This is a genomic window from Nocardioides dilutus (assembly GCF_054779555.1).
The window spans coordinates 992,449-1,008,742 of record NZ_BAAGYA010000003.1; the positions used below are offsets into that span (position 1 = coordinate 992,449).

16 protein-coding genes are annotated in these 16,294 nt (G+C 72.7%); 8 read left to right on the forward strand and 8 right to left on the reverse strand.

The features are described from left to right. The first annotated feature begins 3 nt into the window (after positions 1–3). On the forward strand, positions 4–2,931 hold the full coding sequence (locus ACYVC6_RS20490; protein WP_460716329.1) for a helix-turn-helix transcriptional regulator: 2,928 nt from the start codon (positions 4–6) through the stop codon (positions 2,929–2,931). Between the two features lie 33 nt (positions 2,932–2,964). Here ACYVC6_RS20490 and ACYVC6_RS20495 read toward each other — a convergent pair whose 3' ends face one another. The 4 genes from ACYVC6_RS20495 to dut are packed head-to-tail and all read right to left on the reverse strand — an operon-like array spanning position 2,965 to position 5,223. Next, complete coding sequence (locus ACYVC6_RS20495) at positions 2,965–3,711, reverse strand: DUF3159 domain-containing protein (RefSeq protein WP_460716330.1); 747 nt, start codon at positions 3,709–3,711, stop codon at positions 2,965–2,967. Continuing rightward, positions 3,708–4,067 carry an OB-fold nucleic acid binding domain-containing protein gene (locus ACYVC6_RS20500; protein WP_460716331.1) on the reverse strand — a complete coding sequence of 120 codons (360 nt, stop codon included), beginning with the start codon at positions 4,065–4,067 and terminating at the stop codon, positions 3,708–3,710. The genes ACYVC6_RS20495 and ACYVC6_RS20500 overlap by 4 nt, the downstream gene beginning before the upstream one ends. Before the next feature lie 5 nt (positions 4,068–4,072). Further along, positions 4,073–4,717: a DUF3710 domain-containing protein gene (locus ACYVC6_RS20505; protein WP_460716332.1), complete on the reverse strand. Its 645-nt coding sequence runs from the start codon at positions 4,715–4,717 to the stop codon at positions 4,073–4,075. Then, a complete protein-coding gene (gene dut / locus ACYVC6_RS20510) occupies positions 4,714–5,223 on the reverse strand; it encodes a dUTP diphosphatase (protein WP_460716333.1) in 510 nt (169 codons plus the stop codon). Before dut ends, ACYVC6_RS20505 begins: the two co-directional genes overlap by 4 nt. Positions 5,224–5,275: 52 nt before the next feature. Here dut and ACYVC6_RS20515 point away from each other — a divergent pair, with 52 nt between their 5' ends. Together ACYVC6_RS20515 and ACYVC6_RS20520 are read left to right on the forward strand one after the other, a co-directional pair. Beyond that, positions 5,276–5,743, forward strand: a complete 468-nt coding sequence (locus ACYVC6_RS20515; protein WP_460716334.1) for a DUF3093 domain-containing protein — start codon at positions 5,276–5,278, stop codon at positions 5,741–5,743. Between the two features lie 34 nt (positions 5,744–5,777). Next, positions 5,778–6,074 carry a DUF4235 domain-containing protein gene (locus tag ACYVC6_RS20520; protein ID WP_460716335.1) on the forward strand — a complete coding sequence of 99 codons (297 nt, stop codon included), beginning with the start codon at positions 5,778–5,780 and terminating at the stop codon, positions 6,072–6,074. Positions 6,075–6,097: 23 nt separating this feature from the next. Here ACYVC6_RS20520 and ACYVC6_RS20525 read toward each other — a convergent pair whose 3' ends face one another. The 3 genes from ACYVC6_RS20525 to ACYVC6_RS20535 form a co-directional block, all read right to left on the reverse strand. After that, entirely contained in the window at positions 6,098–6,391 is a 294-nt protein-coding gene (locus ACYVC6_RS20525; RefSeq protein WP_292674314.1) for a DUF4193 domain-containing protein, read from the reverse strand. A gap of 217 nt (positions 6,392–6,608) precedes the next feature. Further along, positions 6,609–7,424: an inositol monophosphatase family protein gene (locus ACYVC6_RS20530; protein WP_460716336.1), complete on the reverse strand. Its 816-nt coding sequence runs from the start codon at positions 7,422–7,424 to the stop codon at positions 6,609–6,611. Continuing rightward, the gene (locus ACYVC6_RS20535) at positions 7,421–8,548 is read right to left on the reverse strand and encodes a ferrochelatase (RefSeq protein WP_460716337.1); all 1,128 of its coding nucleotides are present in this window, start codon (positions 8,546–8,548) and stop codon (positions 7,421–7,423) included. Before ACYVC6_RS20535 ends, ACYVC6_RS20530 begins: the two co-directional genes overlap by 4 nt. A gap of 73 nt (positions 8,549–8,621) precedes the next feature. Here ACYVC6_RS20535 and ACYVC6_RS20540 point away from each other — a divergent pair, with 73 nt between their 5' ends. The 4 genes from ACYVC6_RS20540 to ACYVC6_RS20555 all read left to right on the forward strand — a co-directional run bounded on the left by ACYVC6_RS20540 (position 8,622) and on the right by ACYVC6_RS20555 (position 14,609). Continuing rightward, on the forward strand, positions 8,622–9,842 hold the full coding sequence (locus ACYVC6_RS20540) for an MFS transporter (protein WP_460716338.1): 1,221 nt from the start codon (positions 8,622–8,624) through the stop codon (positions 9,840–9,842). Positions 9,843–9,852: 10 nt separating this feature from the next. Next, complete coding sequence (locus tag ACYVC6_RS20545; protein ID WP_460716339.1) at positions 9,853–11,160, forward strand: D-arabinono-1,4-lactone oxidase; 1,308 nt, start codon at positions 9,853–9,855, stop codon at positions 11,158–11,160. Between the two features lie 159 nt (positions 11,161–11,319). Continuing rightward, the gene (sepH, locus tag ACYVC6_RS20550) at positions 11,320–12,462 is read left to right on the forward strand and encodes a septation protein SepH (protein WP_460716340.1); all 1,143 of its coding nucleotides are present in this window, start codon (positions 11,320–11,322) and stop codon (positions 12,460–12,462) included. Positions 12,463–12,587: 125 nt separating this feature from the next. Next, positions 12,588–14,609 carry an SDR family oxidoreductase gene (locus tag ACYVC6_RS20555; protein ID WP_460716341.1) on the forward strand — a complete coding sequence of 674 codons (2,022 nt, stop codon included), beginning with the start codon at positions 12,588–12,590 and terminating at the stop codon, positions 14,607–14,609. Positions 14,610–14,726: 117 nt separating this feature from the next. On the opposite strand, the gene ACYVC6_RS20560 is transcribed toward ACYVC6_RS20555, so the two are convergent. Next, positions 14,727–15,566, reverse strand: coding sequence for a sulfurtransferase (locus tag ACYVC6_RS20560; protein ID WP_460716342.1), 840 nt, complete (start codon positions 15,564–15,566; stop codon positions 14,727–14,729). A gap of 19 nt (positions 15,567–15,585) precedes the next feature. Between ACYVC6_RS20560 and ACYVC6_RS20565 the strand changes: the two genes are divergently transcribed. Continuing rightward, entirely contained in the window at positions 15,586–16,260 is a 675-nt protein-coding gene (locus tag ACYVC6_RS20565) for a thymidine kinase (protein WP_460716343.1), read from the forward strand. The last annotated feature ends 34 nt before the right edge of the window (positions 16,261–16,294 follow it).

A 16,294-nucleotide genomic window follows, 5' to 3' on the forward strand; every position in this document is an offset into this window, starting at 1 on the left:
GCCGTGGGCTCGCTGGTCGGTCGCGCGCGCGAGCTCGCGCTCCTGCGCGATGCGGTCGCCCGGGCCGCGGCCGGCAACCCCTCCGCGGTCCTCGTCACCGGCGAGGCGGGGGTGGGGAAGAGCCGCCTGCTGCGCGCGCTGACCGACGACCCGCCGCACCTGGACGCCCTGGTCCTCCGCGCCCAGTGCGTCGACCTCGGCGACCCGGGCCTGCCCCACCTGTCGACGGTCGACCTCGTCCGGGATCTCCGGACGGTCGCCGCGACCGACCCCGAGGTCGCCGCGGTCCTCGAGCGCCACCCGCTGGTTGCCGGCCTGGCCGATCCCGACGCACCCACCGAGCCCTACCCGGACGAGTCGCGGGCACTCCAGCTCCTCGACGCGACGGCCACCGTCCTCGGCTCGGTCGGCCGCTCGCGCGGACCCGTCGTCGTGGTGGTCGAGGACCTGCAGTGGGTGGACTCGTCCTCGGCCGACTTCCTGAGGTTCCTCCTGAGCCGGATGAGCTCGGAGCGGCTGACGGTCCTGGCCACGGTGAGGACCGACGGGCTGGCGGTCCGGCCTCGGGCGCGCCGCCTACTGGGCGAGCTGGCCCGCTTCCCCGCGGTGCAGCGGCTCGACCTGGGACCGCTGGACGAATCCGAGGTCGAGGCACTCCTGACAGAGCTCGACAGCACCCCGAGCAACCCGGCCGACGTGCACGAGGTGTTCCGGCTCAGCCGGGGCAACCCTTACTACGTCGAGACCTTGGCGGCCGGGATGACCTCGTCCGGCGGACTCGACACAGCACTCCCCCGAGCCCTGGCAGACCTGCTGGTGGGCCGGCTGGACGGGCTCTCCGACGACGCCCGCGCGATGGTGCGTTCCGCGGCCGTCGCCGGCCACCGCGTCGCCGACCGGGTCCTGCGCGCGACCAGCGGGTTGTCCGAGGGCGGCGCCGACCAGGCACTGCGCCTCGCGGTCGGGGAAGGCATCTTGGTCCCGGACGGGGACGGCTACGCGATCCCCCACGACTTGCTGCGGGCAGCCGTCCAAGACGACCTGCTGCCCGGCGAACGCGCGCGCCTGCACGCCGCGCACGCAGCGGCGCTCGAGGCCGGCACGTCCGGCCGCCCCGCTCCCGCCGAGGTGGCTCACCACTACACGGAGGCCCAGAACGCGCCCAAGATCCTCGAGTGGTCGGTTCGGGCCGCCACGGACGCGATGCGGCTGCACGCCCCGGCCGAGGCCCTCGAGCACCTCGAGCGGGCCCTCGCCACGTGGCCACATGTCGCCGACGCCGCCGCGCTCGCCGGCGAGTCCAACGGCCGCGTGGCGGTCCGGGCGGCGCACGCCGCCGGGCTCGCCGGCGAACCCGCCCGAGGAGTCGAGCTGGCCCGCCAGGCGATCCGGCTCTGCGACACCGACGGGGACGCATCGGGCGGCGTCCGGGCCCGCTCGGAGCTGGTCCGCCGCCTCATCGCGGCGAACACCACCGACCAGGGGGTGCCACCGGCCACGGAGGCCGTCGCCCTGGCCGAGTCAGCCACCGTGGACCCGACTGACGCGGCGCTTGCCCACGTGGTCCTGGCTCGGGCGCTGGTCTCGGAGCGGCGCACCGACGAGGCCCGGTCGCAGGTGGGTCGCGCGCTGGAGGCAGCCCGGGCCGCGGGCGCGGCGGGGCTGGAGGTCGAGGCATTGGCCGCGGCAGCGTTCGTCGACGAGATCGACGGTGACCGGCCCGCCGCGGCGCGGCGGCTCGGCGCGGCGCTGCGCCTGGCCCGGGACGCGGGCGAGCTGGCCGCGGAGCTGCGCGCGCACTACTCCCTGGCGTCGCTGCACTACTACAACGGCGACGTCGAGGGGTCGCTGCCGGTGCTGCGGGCCGCCATGACCAGGGTCACCGAGACCGGGCTGCGGTGGAGCGAGCCGGGTGTCGAGGTCAGGATCCTGCTCGCCGTCGCCTGCTATGTCTCCGGAGACCTCGGCGGGAGCCTCGAGGCGGCCGAGACACCAGAGAGCCGCCCCCCGGACGTCGCCGCAGCGAGGCTGGCGGCGGTGAGCTGCTACCCGGCGGTCGCCCGCGGGCTGCCGGACGTGGACGGACGGTTCGCCGCGCTGCGTGACAGCTGGGACCTCGAACCGCAGATCGGGCTGGTGGCCGGCGGCTGCGAGGCCGACCGGCTGAGCTGGGATGGCCAGCACGCCGCAGCAGCCGCGATGGCCGAGCGCGCGCAAGGACACCTGGACCGACTGGCCGGCGGGGGGATGTACGGCGGCCTGTGGCTCTCCGCGATCGCGCTCGCCGCGCTGGCGGACGCGGCGGCGGACTGCCGCCGGCGGCGGGACCGGCCGGGCTCGGCCGACGCCGAGCATCGGGGCGAGGCGCTGCTGGAACGGGTCGAGCGGATCGTGGCCGGCGGCTACGGACGCCCCGGAGAGCTGGGCCCGGAGGGCCGGGCGTGGCACGCGCGCAGCCTGGCCGAGCACGCCCGGCTGGGCGGGGATCCAGCGGTCGAGCGGTGGCAGGCGGCCCTCGACGCCTTCGGCTATGGGCACGCCTACGAGCAGGCCCGCTGCCACTGGCGCCTGGCCGACGCCTGGGTCGCGGCGGGCGACCGGGCCGCGGCACGGCCGCATGCCGAGGCCGCTGCGGAGTCGGCCCGCGTGATGCGAGCGGCCCCGCTCCAGCGGGCCGTGGCCGCCACCATGAGCCGGGCCGGGCTGGCGGGGCCGGGCGCAGCGGGGGCCACGGTGCTCACCGCGCGCGAGCAGGAGGTCCTCGCGCTGGTCGCCGAGGGACTCACCAACCGCGAGGTCGGGCGACGTCTCTTCATCAGCGAGAAGACGGCCAGCGTGCACCTGAGCAACCTGATGGCGAAGCTGGGCGTCTCCAGCCGCACCGAGGCGGTGACGGTCGCCCACCGTCGCGGCCTTCTCGACGTCCTCTGAGCCGAGGGGACCGACGGCCGACGTGGCTGGCGCTCAGGCGACGGTCGGCTGGACCGGCGTCCGGTTGCGCCCGAGGAGCCACAGCATCGTGCCGAGCGCGGCGAGCTGAAGGGGCCAGCCGAGCGCGATCTTGAGCACGCCCAGCGCGGCGATCGCCGCATCGGTGTCGATCGCGCCGGAGCTGCCGCCGAGCCAGATCGGACCCTGGACCAAGGCCCGGAGAAGGCAGGGGACGGCGAGCAGCCACGTCAGCTGGGCGCACAGCCGGACGACCTGCTTGTCGGCGTGCCAGGCGGTCGGGTCTCCGGTGACGCTCCCGACCATGAACCCGACCAGGGGCCACCCGATCAGGCAGGTGAAGGCCATCAGCACGAAGTAGCCGGAGTTGTAGAGGATGCCCGGCAGGAAGTAGGCCAGCGCCTGCTCGTCCTCGCTGCCACCGCGTCTGGCGGCGATGGTGACGAACACCCAGCCGATGCCGATCCCGAAGAGCGCGTTCATCACGAACTGGACCGACGAGCGCTGCACCAGCCGAACCAGCAGCAAGAGCACGGCGGCGCCGATGCTCACGGCCAGCGCCAGCTGGAGCTCGCGTGTGGTCAGCCACAGCGCCGTGAACGTGATCGTCGGGACCGCGGCCTCCAGCATCCCGCGGCGGCCGCCGAGCGCCGAGCCCAGCTGCTTGCGCACGACCTCCTCGACGGTCTGTGCGGTCGCCGCCGGTGACGGCTCCCGCGCTGCGGGCGGCGTCGGGGGCGTGTTGGGGGACGTCTCGGTCACGGGATGAGCTCGTAACGTGGGTTGAACATCGTGCGCACCCCCGAGTGCTCGCCGATCCGCCCCTCCACCTGGATCGAGCGCCCTGGGTCGATACCCGCTATCCGGCGGCGGCCGAGCCAGACGATGACGATGAAACCGCTCCCGTCGAAGAGCTCGGCCTCCAGGGCCGGCACTCCCGCGCGCGGACGCAGCGAGACGGTGCGCAGCGACCCACGCAGCCGGACCATCTCGCGGTCGGGCGCCTCGGAGATCCGGATGCAATCGTTGCCGGCATAGACCCGGCGTAGGTCGCGGGCCTCCTGGTCCGCGGAGCTGGCCCAGCGGCTGATGTTGCGACGCAGCCGGCTCTTGCTCATCACACTCACTGCTCCACGCGGCGCGCCTGCGGCGGCATGGTCACGGCCAGGGGCTCCCCGACCGGCATCGCCTGGGCGCCGCGGCGGACGACGACCCGGCTGAGCAGGTCCTCCCAGTCCTGGGACCCCTCGACGTCGGTCGCCGGCTTGCCCAGCAGCGTCCCGCGCAGCAGCCAGCGTGGTCCGTTGATGCCGATGATGCGCGACTCCTGGGTCCCGGTCTTGCCGTCGGGGGTGCGGACCTGCACCCGGCAGACGAGCTCGGGGCCCCAGCGGCCCTCGCGCTCGGTGGCGGTGCCACCTCGACCGGCCACCTCGGAGGCGATCTGTGGGCGGGCCTCCGACCACAGGTCGCCGTTGCGCGGCGCGGCGAAGGCGCGCAGCTCGAGCGCGCCGTCGGCCCCGGCCAGGACCACGGACTGCACCGCGCCGCTGGCCTCGTCGACCTGGAGCCGGAGCTCGCGTCCGGGCTCGGGCGCGATCAGGAGCGACCCCAGGTCGACGCGCTCCGGGCCGTCGTCCGGCAGCTCGTCGGCGTCGAAGGGCCCGGTGGTGGGTTCCGCGCCCGAGGTCGTCCCGCCGTCCGCGAGGTCGACGTCGAAATCGTCCGCGGTCTCCTCGGACACCTCGGACCTGCGACGTAACCTCACTGCTCTCCCTCTGCTGCTGGCTGGTCTGCTGATCGGGTTGCTGGTCGGGAACGGGTGAATCCCCCAGTAGAACCGTAACCGCCACTGCCACGGGCACTGTCGGGGAGCGCCTCCACCTCCAGGAACGCCGCCTGCTCGACCTGTTGGAAGACCAGCTGGGCGACCCGGTCACCACGCCGCAGCTCGATGGTCTCCCTGGGGTCGTGGTTGACCAGGAGCACCTTGACCTCACCGCGGTAGCCCGCGTCGATGGTGCCCGGGGTGTTGACGATCGAGAGTCCATGCCGGGCCGCCAGGCCGGACCGTGGGTGGACCAGGGCGACGTAGCCCTCGGGCACGGCCAGAGCGACACCCGTCGGCACCAGGCAGCGCTCACCCGGCGCCAGTGTCACGTCGACACCGGTGACGAGGTCGGCCCCGGCGTCACCGGGGTGGGCGTAGGCCGGGAGCGGCAGGTCGGGGTCCAGGCGGACCACCTGCACGGGCAGCGAGGCGGGCAGCGTCACGGCCCGGACCCTATCCCTGGCGGGTCCCCACCCGGATGGGAGACTCCGGCCCGTGGAGACCACCGGCCCGATCTATCGCGAGCGCCTGGGTGTGCCGCTGCGCTGGTGGGTGCAGGGCACGATGCTCGTCGCCAGCCTGTGGCTCGCCTGCATCGTCGCGATTCCCGGCGCGGTGGCCTGGGTCGTGACGGCCGTCGCCATGACGCTGCTCGCTGCGGGACTCGTCAGCTACGGGTCAGCCCGGCTGGAGGTCGACGACGGCGGGTTCCGCGCCGGCCAGGCTCGGATCGGGCCCGAGCACCTCGGCGCGGCCGAGGCCTTGGACGCCGAGCGCACCCGCCGGGTGTCGGGCCCCGAGGCGGACGCCCGCGCGTTCCTGCTGCTGCGCCCCTACCTCAAGCGCGCGGTCCGGGTCGAGATCACCGACCCGGCGGACCCGGCGCCCTACTGGCTGGTCAGCTCGCGCCACCCCGAGGAGCTGGCGGGGGCCCTGACCCGGCTCACTGCGAACGGCGGCTAGCGCGGTGGGTTAGCGCGGTGGGTACTGTCCGGCCATGGCATCGGACAGCTCGAAGCTCTGGACGGTCTTCTCGCTGATGAGCGCACTCGCCGCGGCGGCGTTCGCCCGCAAGGCACTCAACACGTCATGGAAAGTCGCCACCGGCAAGAAGCCGCCCGAGAACCCGGCCGACCCGGACGTCGACATCTGGGAGGCGGTGGCCTGGGCCACGGTCAGCGGCGTCGCGATCGGCGTGGCGCGGATGCTCGCCCAACGCAAGGCCGCGACCTACTACGCCAGGTCGACCGGCCACCTGCCGCCGAACCTGAAGCACGACTCGCAAAAGGCCTGAGGACCTGGACCTGACGACCTGGGTCAGGCCGCGCAGTCGAAGCAGATCATCTTCTTCTGGTCGGCCAGCTGCGAACGGTGGTGCACCAGGAAGCAGCTCATGCAGGTGAACTCGTCCTCCTGCTTGGGCTTGACCTCGACCGCGAGCTCCTCGTGGGAGAGGTCGGCGCCGGGCAGCTCGAACGACTCGGCGGCCTCGGCCTCGTCCTCGTCGACCTTGCCGGAGTTCTTGTCGTGACGGCGTGCCTTGAGCTCTTCGATGCTCTCCTCGGACTGGTCTTCCTCGGTCTTGCGCGGTGCGTCGTAGTCCGTCGCCATGTCACTCACTCCTCTCGGCTGCTGGCAGGCGGTGGGAACCTGCTGATCGGCCGGCTGTCGTCAATCGATCGGGGGAACTGCGGGGGAACGCCGCCCGCGTCAGACGGGGTCGGCGCGCCAGATTGTGCACCATCGACGGCCCTTGTGGCACACCGGCGAGCGATGCGTCTCATGAACAGTCGATGACCCGGGGCTATTCCCGGCTCCCCGCGGTGACTCAGGGCCCCCCGGCGACCCCTTCTGCAAGGTACCCCGCCGCCGCAACAAGCACCCTCAGCTCGGCGAAGCCGTCGGCCGGCGCACACAGCACCAGCCGCCCTCCACCCGCCCCGGTGGTGACCTCGACCACGGCCCCGGCACCCCGGGCGACCAGGCCTCCTGCGGCGTGGTCCCACAGGTTGACCCCCTCCTCGACGTAGCCGTCGATGGTGCCCTCCGCGACGTGGCAGAGGTCTAGCGCGCACGAGCCGAGCCGCCGGATGTCGCGGACCTGGGGGATCAGCTTGACCAGCGCCTGCGCCTGCAGCTCGCGCAGCCGGGCGTCGTAGCCGAAGCCCGTGCTGACCAGCCGCTGGGACAGCGGCACCGTCTCGCGGACCCGGATCGGCTCACCGTCCCGGCGGGACCGGGCGACCCCGGAGTCGTCGACGTAGGCCGTGAACTCGGTGCCGGTCGCGATGTTGAGGACCACCCCGGCGACGATCTCGCCGCCGACCTCGGCCGCGATCGAGACGGCGTACTGCGGCAGGCCGTAGAGGAAGTTGACGGTGCCGTCGATGGGGTCGATCACCCAACGGACCCCGCTGGACCCCGCCACGTCGTCCCCTTCCTCCCCCATGATCGCGTCGTCGGGACGAGCCTCGGCGAGCCGCTGCCGGATCAGCCGCTCGGCGGACCGGTCGGCCTCCGTGACGACGTCGACGTCGCTGGACTTGGTGGCCGCCACGGTGACCTCGCCGCGGCGCCGCGCCCGGACGAGCTCGGCAGCGGCCCTGGCCGCGTCGACCGCGAGGCTCAGCAGCGCCTCGCTCACCGGTCGGACCCGCCCAATTCAGATCCGCGCAGGTCAGACCCACACAGGGCGGGGCGGTCACCGGCCGGGTTGGAGCAGCAGCCGACCGGGCAGGTGTCCCAGAGCGGACCCAGCGAGCCCACGCTCGGTCGCTCCACCTGCTCCCCCCGCTCCGCGGCCGCGCGCTCCACGAGGAGCTCGCGCACCATCGCCACGAACCGCGCGTCGCCCTGCGGGGTGGCCGACCGCACGGCCGGCAGCTGGAGCTCGCGGGCCGTCTCCAGCGCCTCGGTGTCGAGGTCGTAGACGACCTCCATGTGGTCGGCCACGAACCCCACCGGGACGAGCACGACGCCGGGAACGCCGTCAGCGGCCAGCTGGGTGAGGTGGTCGCTGACGTCCGGCTCCAGCCAGGGCACGGACGGCGGCCCTGACCGGGAGCAGTAGACGAGCGCGTGGTCGCGGCGCCGGCCCGTCTCCTGACTCACCCGCGCGGCGATCTCGGCGGTGATGTCTAGGTGCTGCTCGACGTAGGAGCCGCCGGCGAGACCGCTCCGCTCGTTCATGTCGATCGGGATCGAGTGCGTCACGAAGACCAGGTGGGCGCCGTCCCGGGCGGCGTCCGGCAGCTCCTCGAGCGCCTCGACGACCGCCTCGACCACCGGCTCCACGACACCGGGGTGGTTGAAGTAGTGGCGCAGCTTGTCGAGCCGCGGGGCTCCGGCCCCGAGCGGGGCCGCCGCGTCGTAGAGGTTCTCGCGGTACTGCCGGCACCCCGACCACGACGAGTAGGCGCTGGTGACGAAGCAGGCCGCCCTGGTGATGCCGTCGGCGGCCATCTCGGCGAGCACGTCGGTGAGGTAGGGGTCCCAGTTGCGGTTGCCCCAGTAGACGGGCAGGTCGATGCCCGACGCCGCCAGGTCGGCGCGGACCGCGGCCAGCAGGTCCCGGTTGAGGTCGTTGATCGGCGACCGGCCGCCGAACAGGTAGTAGTGCTGGCCCACCGCCTCCAGCCGCTCGCGCGGGATGCCCCGGCCCCGGGTCACGTTCTCCAGGAACGGGACGACGTCCGCGGGACGCTCCGGGCCGCCGAAGGAGACGAGGAGGAGGGCGTCGTACGGCGACACGTCTGCGGCGACTGGCACGTCGGCCAGCCTAGGAGCCGGTCGGATAACGACTGGTCCGGTGTCCCCGGCTGGTCCTACGTTGGGACCACTCATGGTGTCGCTGTCTCCCTACCGCACGGTCCTGTCGCGTCCCGGCACGCTGCGGTTCTCCCTGACCGGCCTGGTCGCACGGTTGCCGATCTCGATGACGGGCCTGGGCATCGTGCTGCTGGTCCAGCCGGCGACCGACTCCTACGGCGTGGCGGGTGCCGTCGCGGCGGCGTTCGCGATCGCCAACGCCGCCTGCGCCATCCTCATGGGTCGCCTGGTCGACACCCTGGGCCAGGGCGTCGTGCTCGCCGCCGCGGCCGTCGGCTACGGCATCTCGATGGTCGCGCTGGTCACCGCCGTCGAGGCCGACTGGCCCATTGCGGTCACCTACGTGGCGGCAGGGGGCGCCGGCGCGGCCCTGCCACCGATCGGCTCCTGCGTCCGGGCCAGGTGGTCCTACGTGCTCCAGCAGCCGGCCGAGGTGCAGACCGCCTTCGCGCTGGAGGCCGTGTTCGACGAGGTCGTCTTCATCATCGGTCCGATCCTGGTCGCGGTGCTGGCCAGCACCATCAGCCCGGTGCTCGGGCTGGGGGTCGCCGTCGTCGCCGGCGTGGGCGGCAGCCTCGCCTTCTCCGCCCAGCGCGCCACCGAACCGCCGCCACACCCGCACGACAGGTCGGCCGGCCTCCGCCAGCCGATGCCGTGGCGCACGGTCGTCCCCCTGGCCGTTGTCTGCCTCGCCCTCGGCATCCTCTTCGGCGCCGCCGAGGTCACCACCGTCGCGTTCGCCGACGAGCAGGGCCACCAGGGCTATGCCGGCGGCCTGCTGGCCGTGTGGGCGCTCGGCAGCCTCCTGGCCGGTCTGGTCGCCGGCGCCGTCGCGTCCGAGGCGGGCCCCGCCGCCCGGGTGCGCTGGGGAGCGTTCGGCATGGCCTGCGTGATGACACCCCTCTACTTCGTCGACTCGATCCCGGTGATGGGGCTGGCCCTGCTGGTCGGCGGGGTGGCGATCGCGCCCACCATGATCGCCACGCTGTCGCTCACCGAGCGCACGGTTCCGGTCTCGCGCCTGACCGAGGGGATGGCGATCATGCACACCGGCATCGTCGCGGGCGTCGCGCCGGGCGCCACGATCGCCGGGTTCGTCGTCGACCACTGGGGCGCCTCGGCCGCCTACCTCGTCAGCCTCGCGGCCGGGGTCGTCGCCGCCCTGGCCGCCCAGACCGTCCCGCGCGGCGCGGGGTCGTCCACCCAGGCGACCGAGACCGCGCCCGTCGTGTAGAAACCCTGCCGTGACCAACCACTGGCATAACTGGTCCGAGCTCGAGCACGCCACCCCGACCCGGATCGTCGAGCCGGCCGACAGCGAGGCCGTCGCGGCCGAGGTCACCGCCGCCCGCGCGAGCGGCTCCCAGGTCAAGATGGTCGGCTCGGGCCACAGCTTCACCGCTATCGGCGCACCCAGCGCGACCATGCTGACTCCTGGCCGGCTGGCCGGGATCCTCGATGTCGACCGCGAGGCGATGACGGTGACCGCCGGCACCGGCACGATCCTCAAGGACCTCAACCGCGCCCTGGAGGGCGAGGGTCTCAGCCTGCACAACATGGGAGACATCGCGGAGCAGACCCTCGCGGGTGCCATTTCGACCGGCACCCACGGCAGCGGCGGCCGGGCCGCGTCCTTGGCCGCGCAGGTCGTCGGGCTCGAGCTCGTCACCGGCACCGGGGAGGTCCTGCGGGCGACCAGTGAGGAGAACCCCGACGTCCTCGAGATGGCCCGGGTGGGGCTCGGCGCCCTGGGCGTGCTCACCAAGGTGACCTTCCAGGTGGAGCCGGTCTTCGTCCTCGAGGCACAGGAGCAGCCGATGTCGTGGGCCGAGGCAACCTCGACGTTCGACGAGATGACGGCGACGTCCGACCACCTCGACATGTTCTGGTTTCCCCACACCGACCGGATGCTCACCAAGCGCAACCACCGGCGCGGCACAGACCTGACGCTCGCCCGGCCGCTCGGCCGGGTCAAGGCGTGGGTCGACGACGACCTGCTCCAGAACACGCTGTTCGGGATGCTCACCGCGGGAGCCAACCGGGCGCCGGGCGTCATCCCGCGGATGAACCGGGTCATGGCCAGGATGCTCAGCGCTCGCACCTACAGCGACGTGCCCCACCGGGTGTTCACCGCCAGGCGTTCCGTGGTGTTCCGAGAGATGGAGTACGCCATCCCCCGCGAGGCCGGCCTCGAGGCCCTCGCCGAGGTCCGCAAGGCCATCGACGGCTCGCGGCTGCGGATCAGCTTCCCGGTCGAGGTCCGCACCGCGCCGGCCGACGACATCCCGATGTCCACCGCCTACGAGCGCGACACCCTCTACCTCGCCTTCCACACCCACCGCGACGCCGACCACACGGACTACTTCGCCCTTGTCGAGCCGATCATGCGCACCTACGACGGCCGCCCCCACTGGGGCAAGATGCACACCCGCACCGCCGAGGACCTGCGACCGGCCTACCGCCGCTTCGACGACTTCCTGGCGATGCGCGACCGGCTCGACCCGGACCGGGTCTTCGCCAACCCCCACCTGCGGCAGATCCTGGGCGACTGAGGTCTCATTGGCCCGCGGCCACGGAACGAGATCCGGGCCGGGTCATCCAGGCGGAAACCCAGGCATGAAATCCAGGCATGGCGCGCCGTGGCGGTGCCGCTGCCTGCGGCGCGCGCCGTCGTAAGGTCGTGCACACCGCTACGCAAGGAACCACGAGAGATGTCGGCCCAGGAACTGCCCGCGAACATCGCCCCGGGGACCTCCCCCGAGTCGACGTCACGCCCGGCGCCGTCCGACGCTCGGCCGCAGCGGCCCGCGGACACCCACCTCAGGCTTCGGGGTCTCACCGACGACGGAACCCGGCTGCTTCTCGTGGATGGCGCAGGCCTGGAGTTCACCGTCGACATCGACGCGCGCCTCCGCGCCGCTCTGCACGGCGACCCGTCCCGCACCGACCCCAGCAGCCAGAGCACACCGACCCGATCCGGCGCCAACTCGAGGACCAGTGAGAAGACGATGGAGAGCATCCTTCTTCGACCCCGTGACATCCAGGCCAGGATCCGAGCCGGTGAGACCCCCGAAGCGGTCGCCGAGGCAGCGCAGACCACCCTCGAGAAGGTAATGCCGTACGCCGCTCCCGTCCTCGCCGAGCGCGAGCACGTCGCCCAGCGGGCGCTCCGCGCCTCCATCCGTCGCCCGGCCGCTGACCGACCCAGCGAACAGCCGAGTCCGGCCGGGACCAACCGCACCCTGGGCGACTCCGTCAGCAGCCGCCTCCGGGGCATGAACGTCGATCCGGACAGTGTGGTCTGGGACGCCTGGCGCCGTGAGGACGGCCGCTGGACCCTGACCGCCAGCTTCAGCGCGGGCGGGCAGGAGGGAGTGGGCCGGCTGACCTACGACCAGCGCGGCAACTTCGTCCTGCTCGACAACGACGAGGCCCGCTGGCTGGTCGGCGACCACCTCGAGACCTCCGTCCCGTCCGCGCCGGAGACCGAGCGCGAGCCCGAGCCGGCGGGCCGCCTCCTGACCGCGGTCCCGAGCGAGCAGCTGGCCCTGACCCCCGACGAGCTCGGTGCCGACGCCCTCGACATGGTGCGCGACCCGGTGCCGGGCCCGGCCACCGACCTCGGGGTCGAGCAGCCGATCGAGGCCTTCCTCGACGTGGACGTCACGCCGGCGACCGACGAGCAGACCACTGAGGAGCTCGAGGTCGTGGCCGCCGACCCAGCCACCGACGCAGCCACCGGCCCGGCCGCCGACGAGCCCCCGGCCCGCCCGCCGGCGCGGAAGAGGCGGGCGTCCGTGCCCAGCTGGGACGAGATCATGTTTGGCGGTCCGAGCGACGGAGACCGAGCGTAGCGAGGGCTCCGTCGGCGAGGAGGTCGAGCAAGCCCCGCGGCCGAGCTCGCGAGGTCGCGACGGGCGGGTCGAGACCACCGCAGGGAAGGCTCCCAGCGCAAGTTCCCTGCGAGTAACCTCCCGCCATGTCCTACTTCGTGACCGGCGCGACCGGGTTCATCGGCCGCCACCTCGTCGAGGAGCTCGTCGACCATCGCTCGGGCCCCGTCTACGTGCTGTGCCGCCAGGGCTCGCTGGACCGGATGGAGGCCCTCATCCGAGGCTGGGGCGCCGACCGGGTCGTGCCCGTCGTCGGAGACCTCGGCAGCCCCGGGCTCGGCGTCGACGAGGCGTGGGTCAAGGAGCACAAGGGCGAGATCGACCACTTCTTCCACCTCGCCGCGATCTACGACATGACCGTCGACGACGCCACCAACGAGAAGCTCAACGTCGGCGGCACCCGGCACGCCCTCGAGCTGGCGCACGCGTTGCAGGTCGGTCACCTCCACCACGTCTCCTCGGTGGCCGCCGCCGGCGAATACCACGGCGTCTTCGACGAGACGATGTTCGACGAGGGCCAGCACCTGCCGTCGGCCTACCACCGCACGAAGTTCGAGTCGGAGCGGATCGTCCGCGAGGATGCCGAGGTCCCCTGGCGGGTCTACCGGCCGGCGATCGTGGTCGGCCACTCCGAGACCGGCGCCATGGACAAGGTCGACGGGCCCTACTACTTCTTCCCCCTCATGAAGGCGATGCGGGACAACCTGCCCGCCTGGCTGCCGCTCCTGGGCGTTGACCTCGGCGACACCAACCTGGTCCCGGTCGACTACGTCGCCAAGGCCATGGACCACCTCGCCCACCTCCCCGGCCGCGACGGCCAGGCGTTCCACCTGGTCAACCCGGACCCGCAGCCGACCGCCGACGTGGTCAACACGTTCTGCCGGGCCGCCGGCGCGCCGACCTTCGCCACCCCTGTCGACCGGCGGGTCACCGCCGCCGGCCCGCTGGCCCTCGTGCCGCGCCGGCTCCGGCCGCTGTCGCTGGCCACCTCCCTGGTCAAGCTCGCCCCGGTGCAGGCCGCGCTCGACCTGACCCTGGGCCGCTCGGGCATCCCCGCCGAGGTGCTGGCGCACTCGTCGTTCACCGCGGTCTTCGACTCCCGGCGCACCGAGAAGGCGCTGGCCGGCTCCGGCATCGCCGTGCCAGACCTCGACGGCTACGCCCGCACCCTGTGGACCTACTGGGAGGAGCACCTCGACGAGGCCACCGGGCGCGACCCGAAGGTGCGGGAGGCCCTCAAGGGCAAGCACGTCGTCATCACCGGGGCCTCCAGCGGCATCGGCCAGGTCACCGCGCTCAAGGTCGCCCAGGCCGGAGGGATCCCGGTGCTGGTCGCCCGCGGCAAGGACAAGCTCGAGGAGACCCGGGCCACCATCGAGCGCCGCGGCGGCACGGCCTACGTCTTCCCGTGCGACCTGTCCGACCTAGAGGCGATCGACCGGCTCTGCGAGCAGCTCTCGACCGAGCTCCCGTCGGTCGACTTCGTGGTCAACAACGCCGGACGGTCGATCCGCCGCTCGCTTCGGCTCAGCCACGACCGCTTCCACGACTTCGAGCGCACCATGCAGCTCAACTACTTCGGGGCGATCCGGCTGATCATGGGCCTGATCCCGGCGATGAAGAAGGCCAAGCGGGGCCACGTCGTCAACATCTCCTCGATCGGCGTGCAGACCAACCCGCCGCGCTTCTCGGCGTACGTCGCCTCCAAGGCGGCGCTGGACTCGTGGAGCAACGTGGTGTCCTCCGAGCTGGTCGGCGACGGGATCACGTTCACCGGCATCCACATGCCGCTGGTGCGGACGCCGATGATCGCGCCGACCAAGATCTACGACAAGTTCCCGACGATCTCACCGGCGCAGGCGGCGGACCTGGTCATCAAGGCGATGGTCGAGCGGCCGCACGAGATCAACACGTTGCTCGGCAACGTCGGCGCGGTGGCACACACGGTGGCTCCCAAGGCGACCTTCCGGCTGCTCAACATGGCCTACCACGTGTTCCCGGACTCGGCGGCTGCCCAGGGGAAGGGTCAGGGCGAGGCGCCGACGGGCGGAACCCGCGAGTCCGAGCAGCTGCTGCTCGCCCGGGCGTTCAAGGGCATCCACTGGTGATCTGAGCCGTCCGAGGAACGAGGACGGATCAGATCGATGGTGGTTGAGCAGCGAGTCGGGCTGAGCTTGCGAAGCCCGAACCGAGCGTGTCGAAACCTCGCAAGCTGATGCTGGAACTCAACCCATCTCCACCGGTCTCGCTGGGTCGGTGATCCAGTCGCTCCAGCTGCCGGGGTAGAGCGTGGCGCGCACACCGAGGGTCTCCAGCGCCAGGATGTCGTGCACGGCGGTCACACCGGAGCCGCAGTAGACGGCGACCTCCCGGGAACCGTCGGTCGGTATGCCGGCGGCCTCGTAGGCCGTCTTGAGCTGGTCCGGGCTCCGGAACCGACCGTCCGCCTGCAGGTTGGCGCTGGTCGGCACGTTGACCGCGCCGGGGATGCGCCCGGCGACCGGGTCGATCGGCTCGTTCTCGCCCCGGTAGCGCTCGGGCGACCGGGCGTCGACGAGCAGGGGGACCTCGAGCACCCGGTCGGCCCCGACCACCGGCAGCTGGCCGGGCCGGGCGGTGAAGTCGCCCGGTCGGCTGTTGAGGTTCACGCCCCGCTCCACCTCGCCGCCGTCCCCGACCCAGGCACTCCAGCCGCCGTCGAGGACCCGGACGTCGGCGTGGCCGTGGAAGCGCAGCAGCCACCAGGCGCGGCCGGCAGCGAGTCCGGCCCAGTCGTCGTAAACGACGACCTGCCGGTTCTGGTCGACCCCGGCGCGACGCATCGCCTCCTGGAAGTCCTGTGTCGCGGGCAGCGGGTGCCGGCCGCCGGCGCCGGGTGCGGCGGCCAGCTCGGTGTCCAGGTCGACGTACACCGCGCCCGGGACGTGGCCGAGGGAGTACTCCCCCGGTCCGCTGGGCCCGCCGCCCATCCGGTAGCGGACGTCGAGGATGGTCACGGGCGCCCGCGCGGCGAGCAGGTCACGGAGGTCGGCGGTCGAGATCAGGGGACTGCTGCTCTGTGGCACGCGTGACAGGATGCCGCACGTGGCGGAGCTGCAGTTCTTCACCGGAACCATGGACTCCGGCAAGAGCACGCTCGCGCTGCAGACCAACCACAACCGCGCGGCGCGCGGGCTTGTCGGCCGGATCTTCACCACCCGTGACCGGGCCGGCACCTCGACACTCTCGAGCCGGCTGGGCCTGGCGCACGAGGCGGTCGAGGTCTCCCCCGACTTCCACTTCTGGCGCTACGTCGTCGACGCGCTCACCGCCGGCGCGCGGATCGACTACCTGATCTGCGACGAGGCGCAGTTCTACACCCGCGACCAGATCGACCAGCTTGCCAAGGTGGTCGACGAGCTCCAGATCGACGTGTTCACGTTCGGGATCCTCACCGACTTCCGCAGCGAGCTGTTCCCAGGCAGCGCCCGCCTGGTCGAGCTGGCCGACCGGATGCACGTCCTGCAGGTCGAGGCGCTGTGCTGGTGCGGCAAGCGGGCCACCCACAACGCGCGCACCGAGAACGGGGAGATGGTCGTCGAGGGCGAGGTCATCGTGGTCGGTGACGTCGACGACCCCGCCGGTGAGTCGGGCGGCGAGCCGGTCGACGACGCCCACGTCGCCTACGAGGTGCTGTGCCGCCAGCACCACCGGCGCCGGATGACCGCCGCCCGCGCGAAGGCGGTCTCGCTCGGCGCGGAGCCCCTGCCGTTCGGCTGAAGCGCCGCGTCACCCATTTCGGTTGACCCGTTCT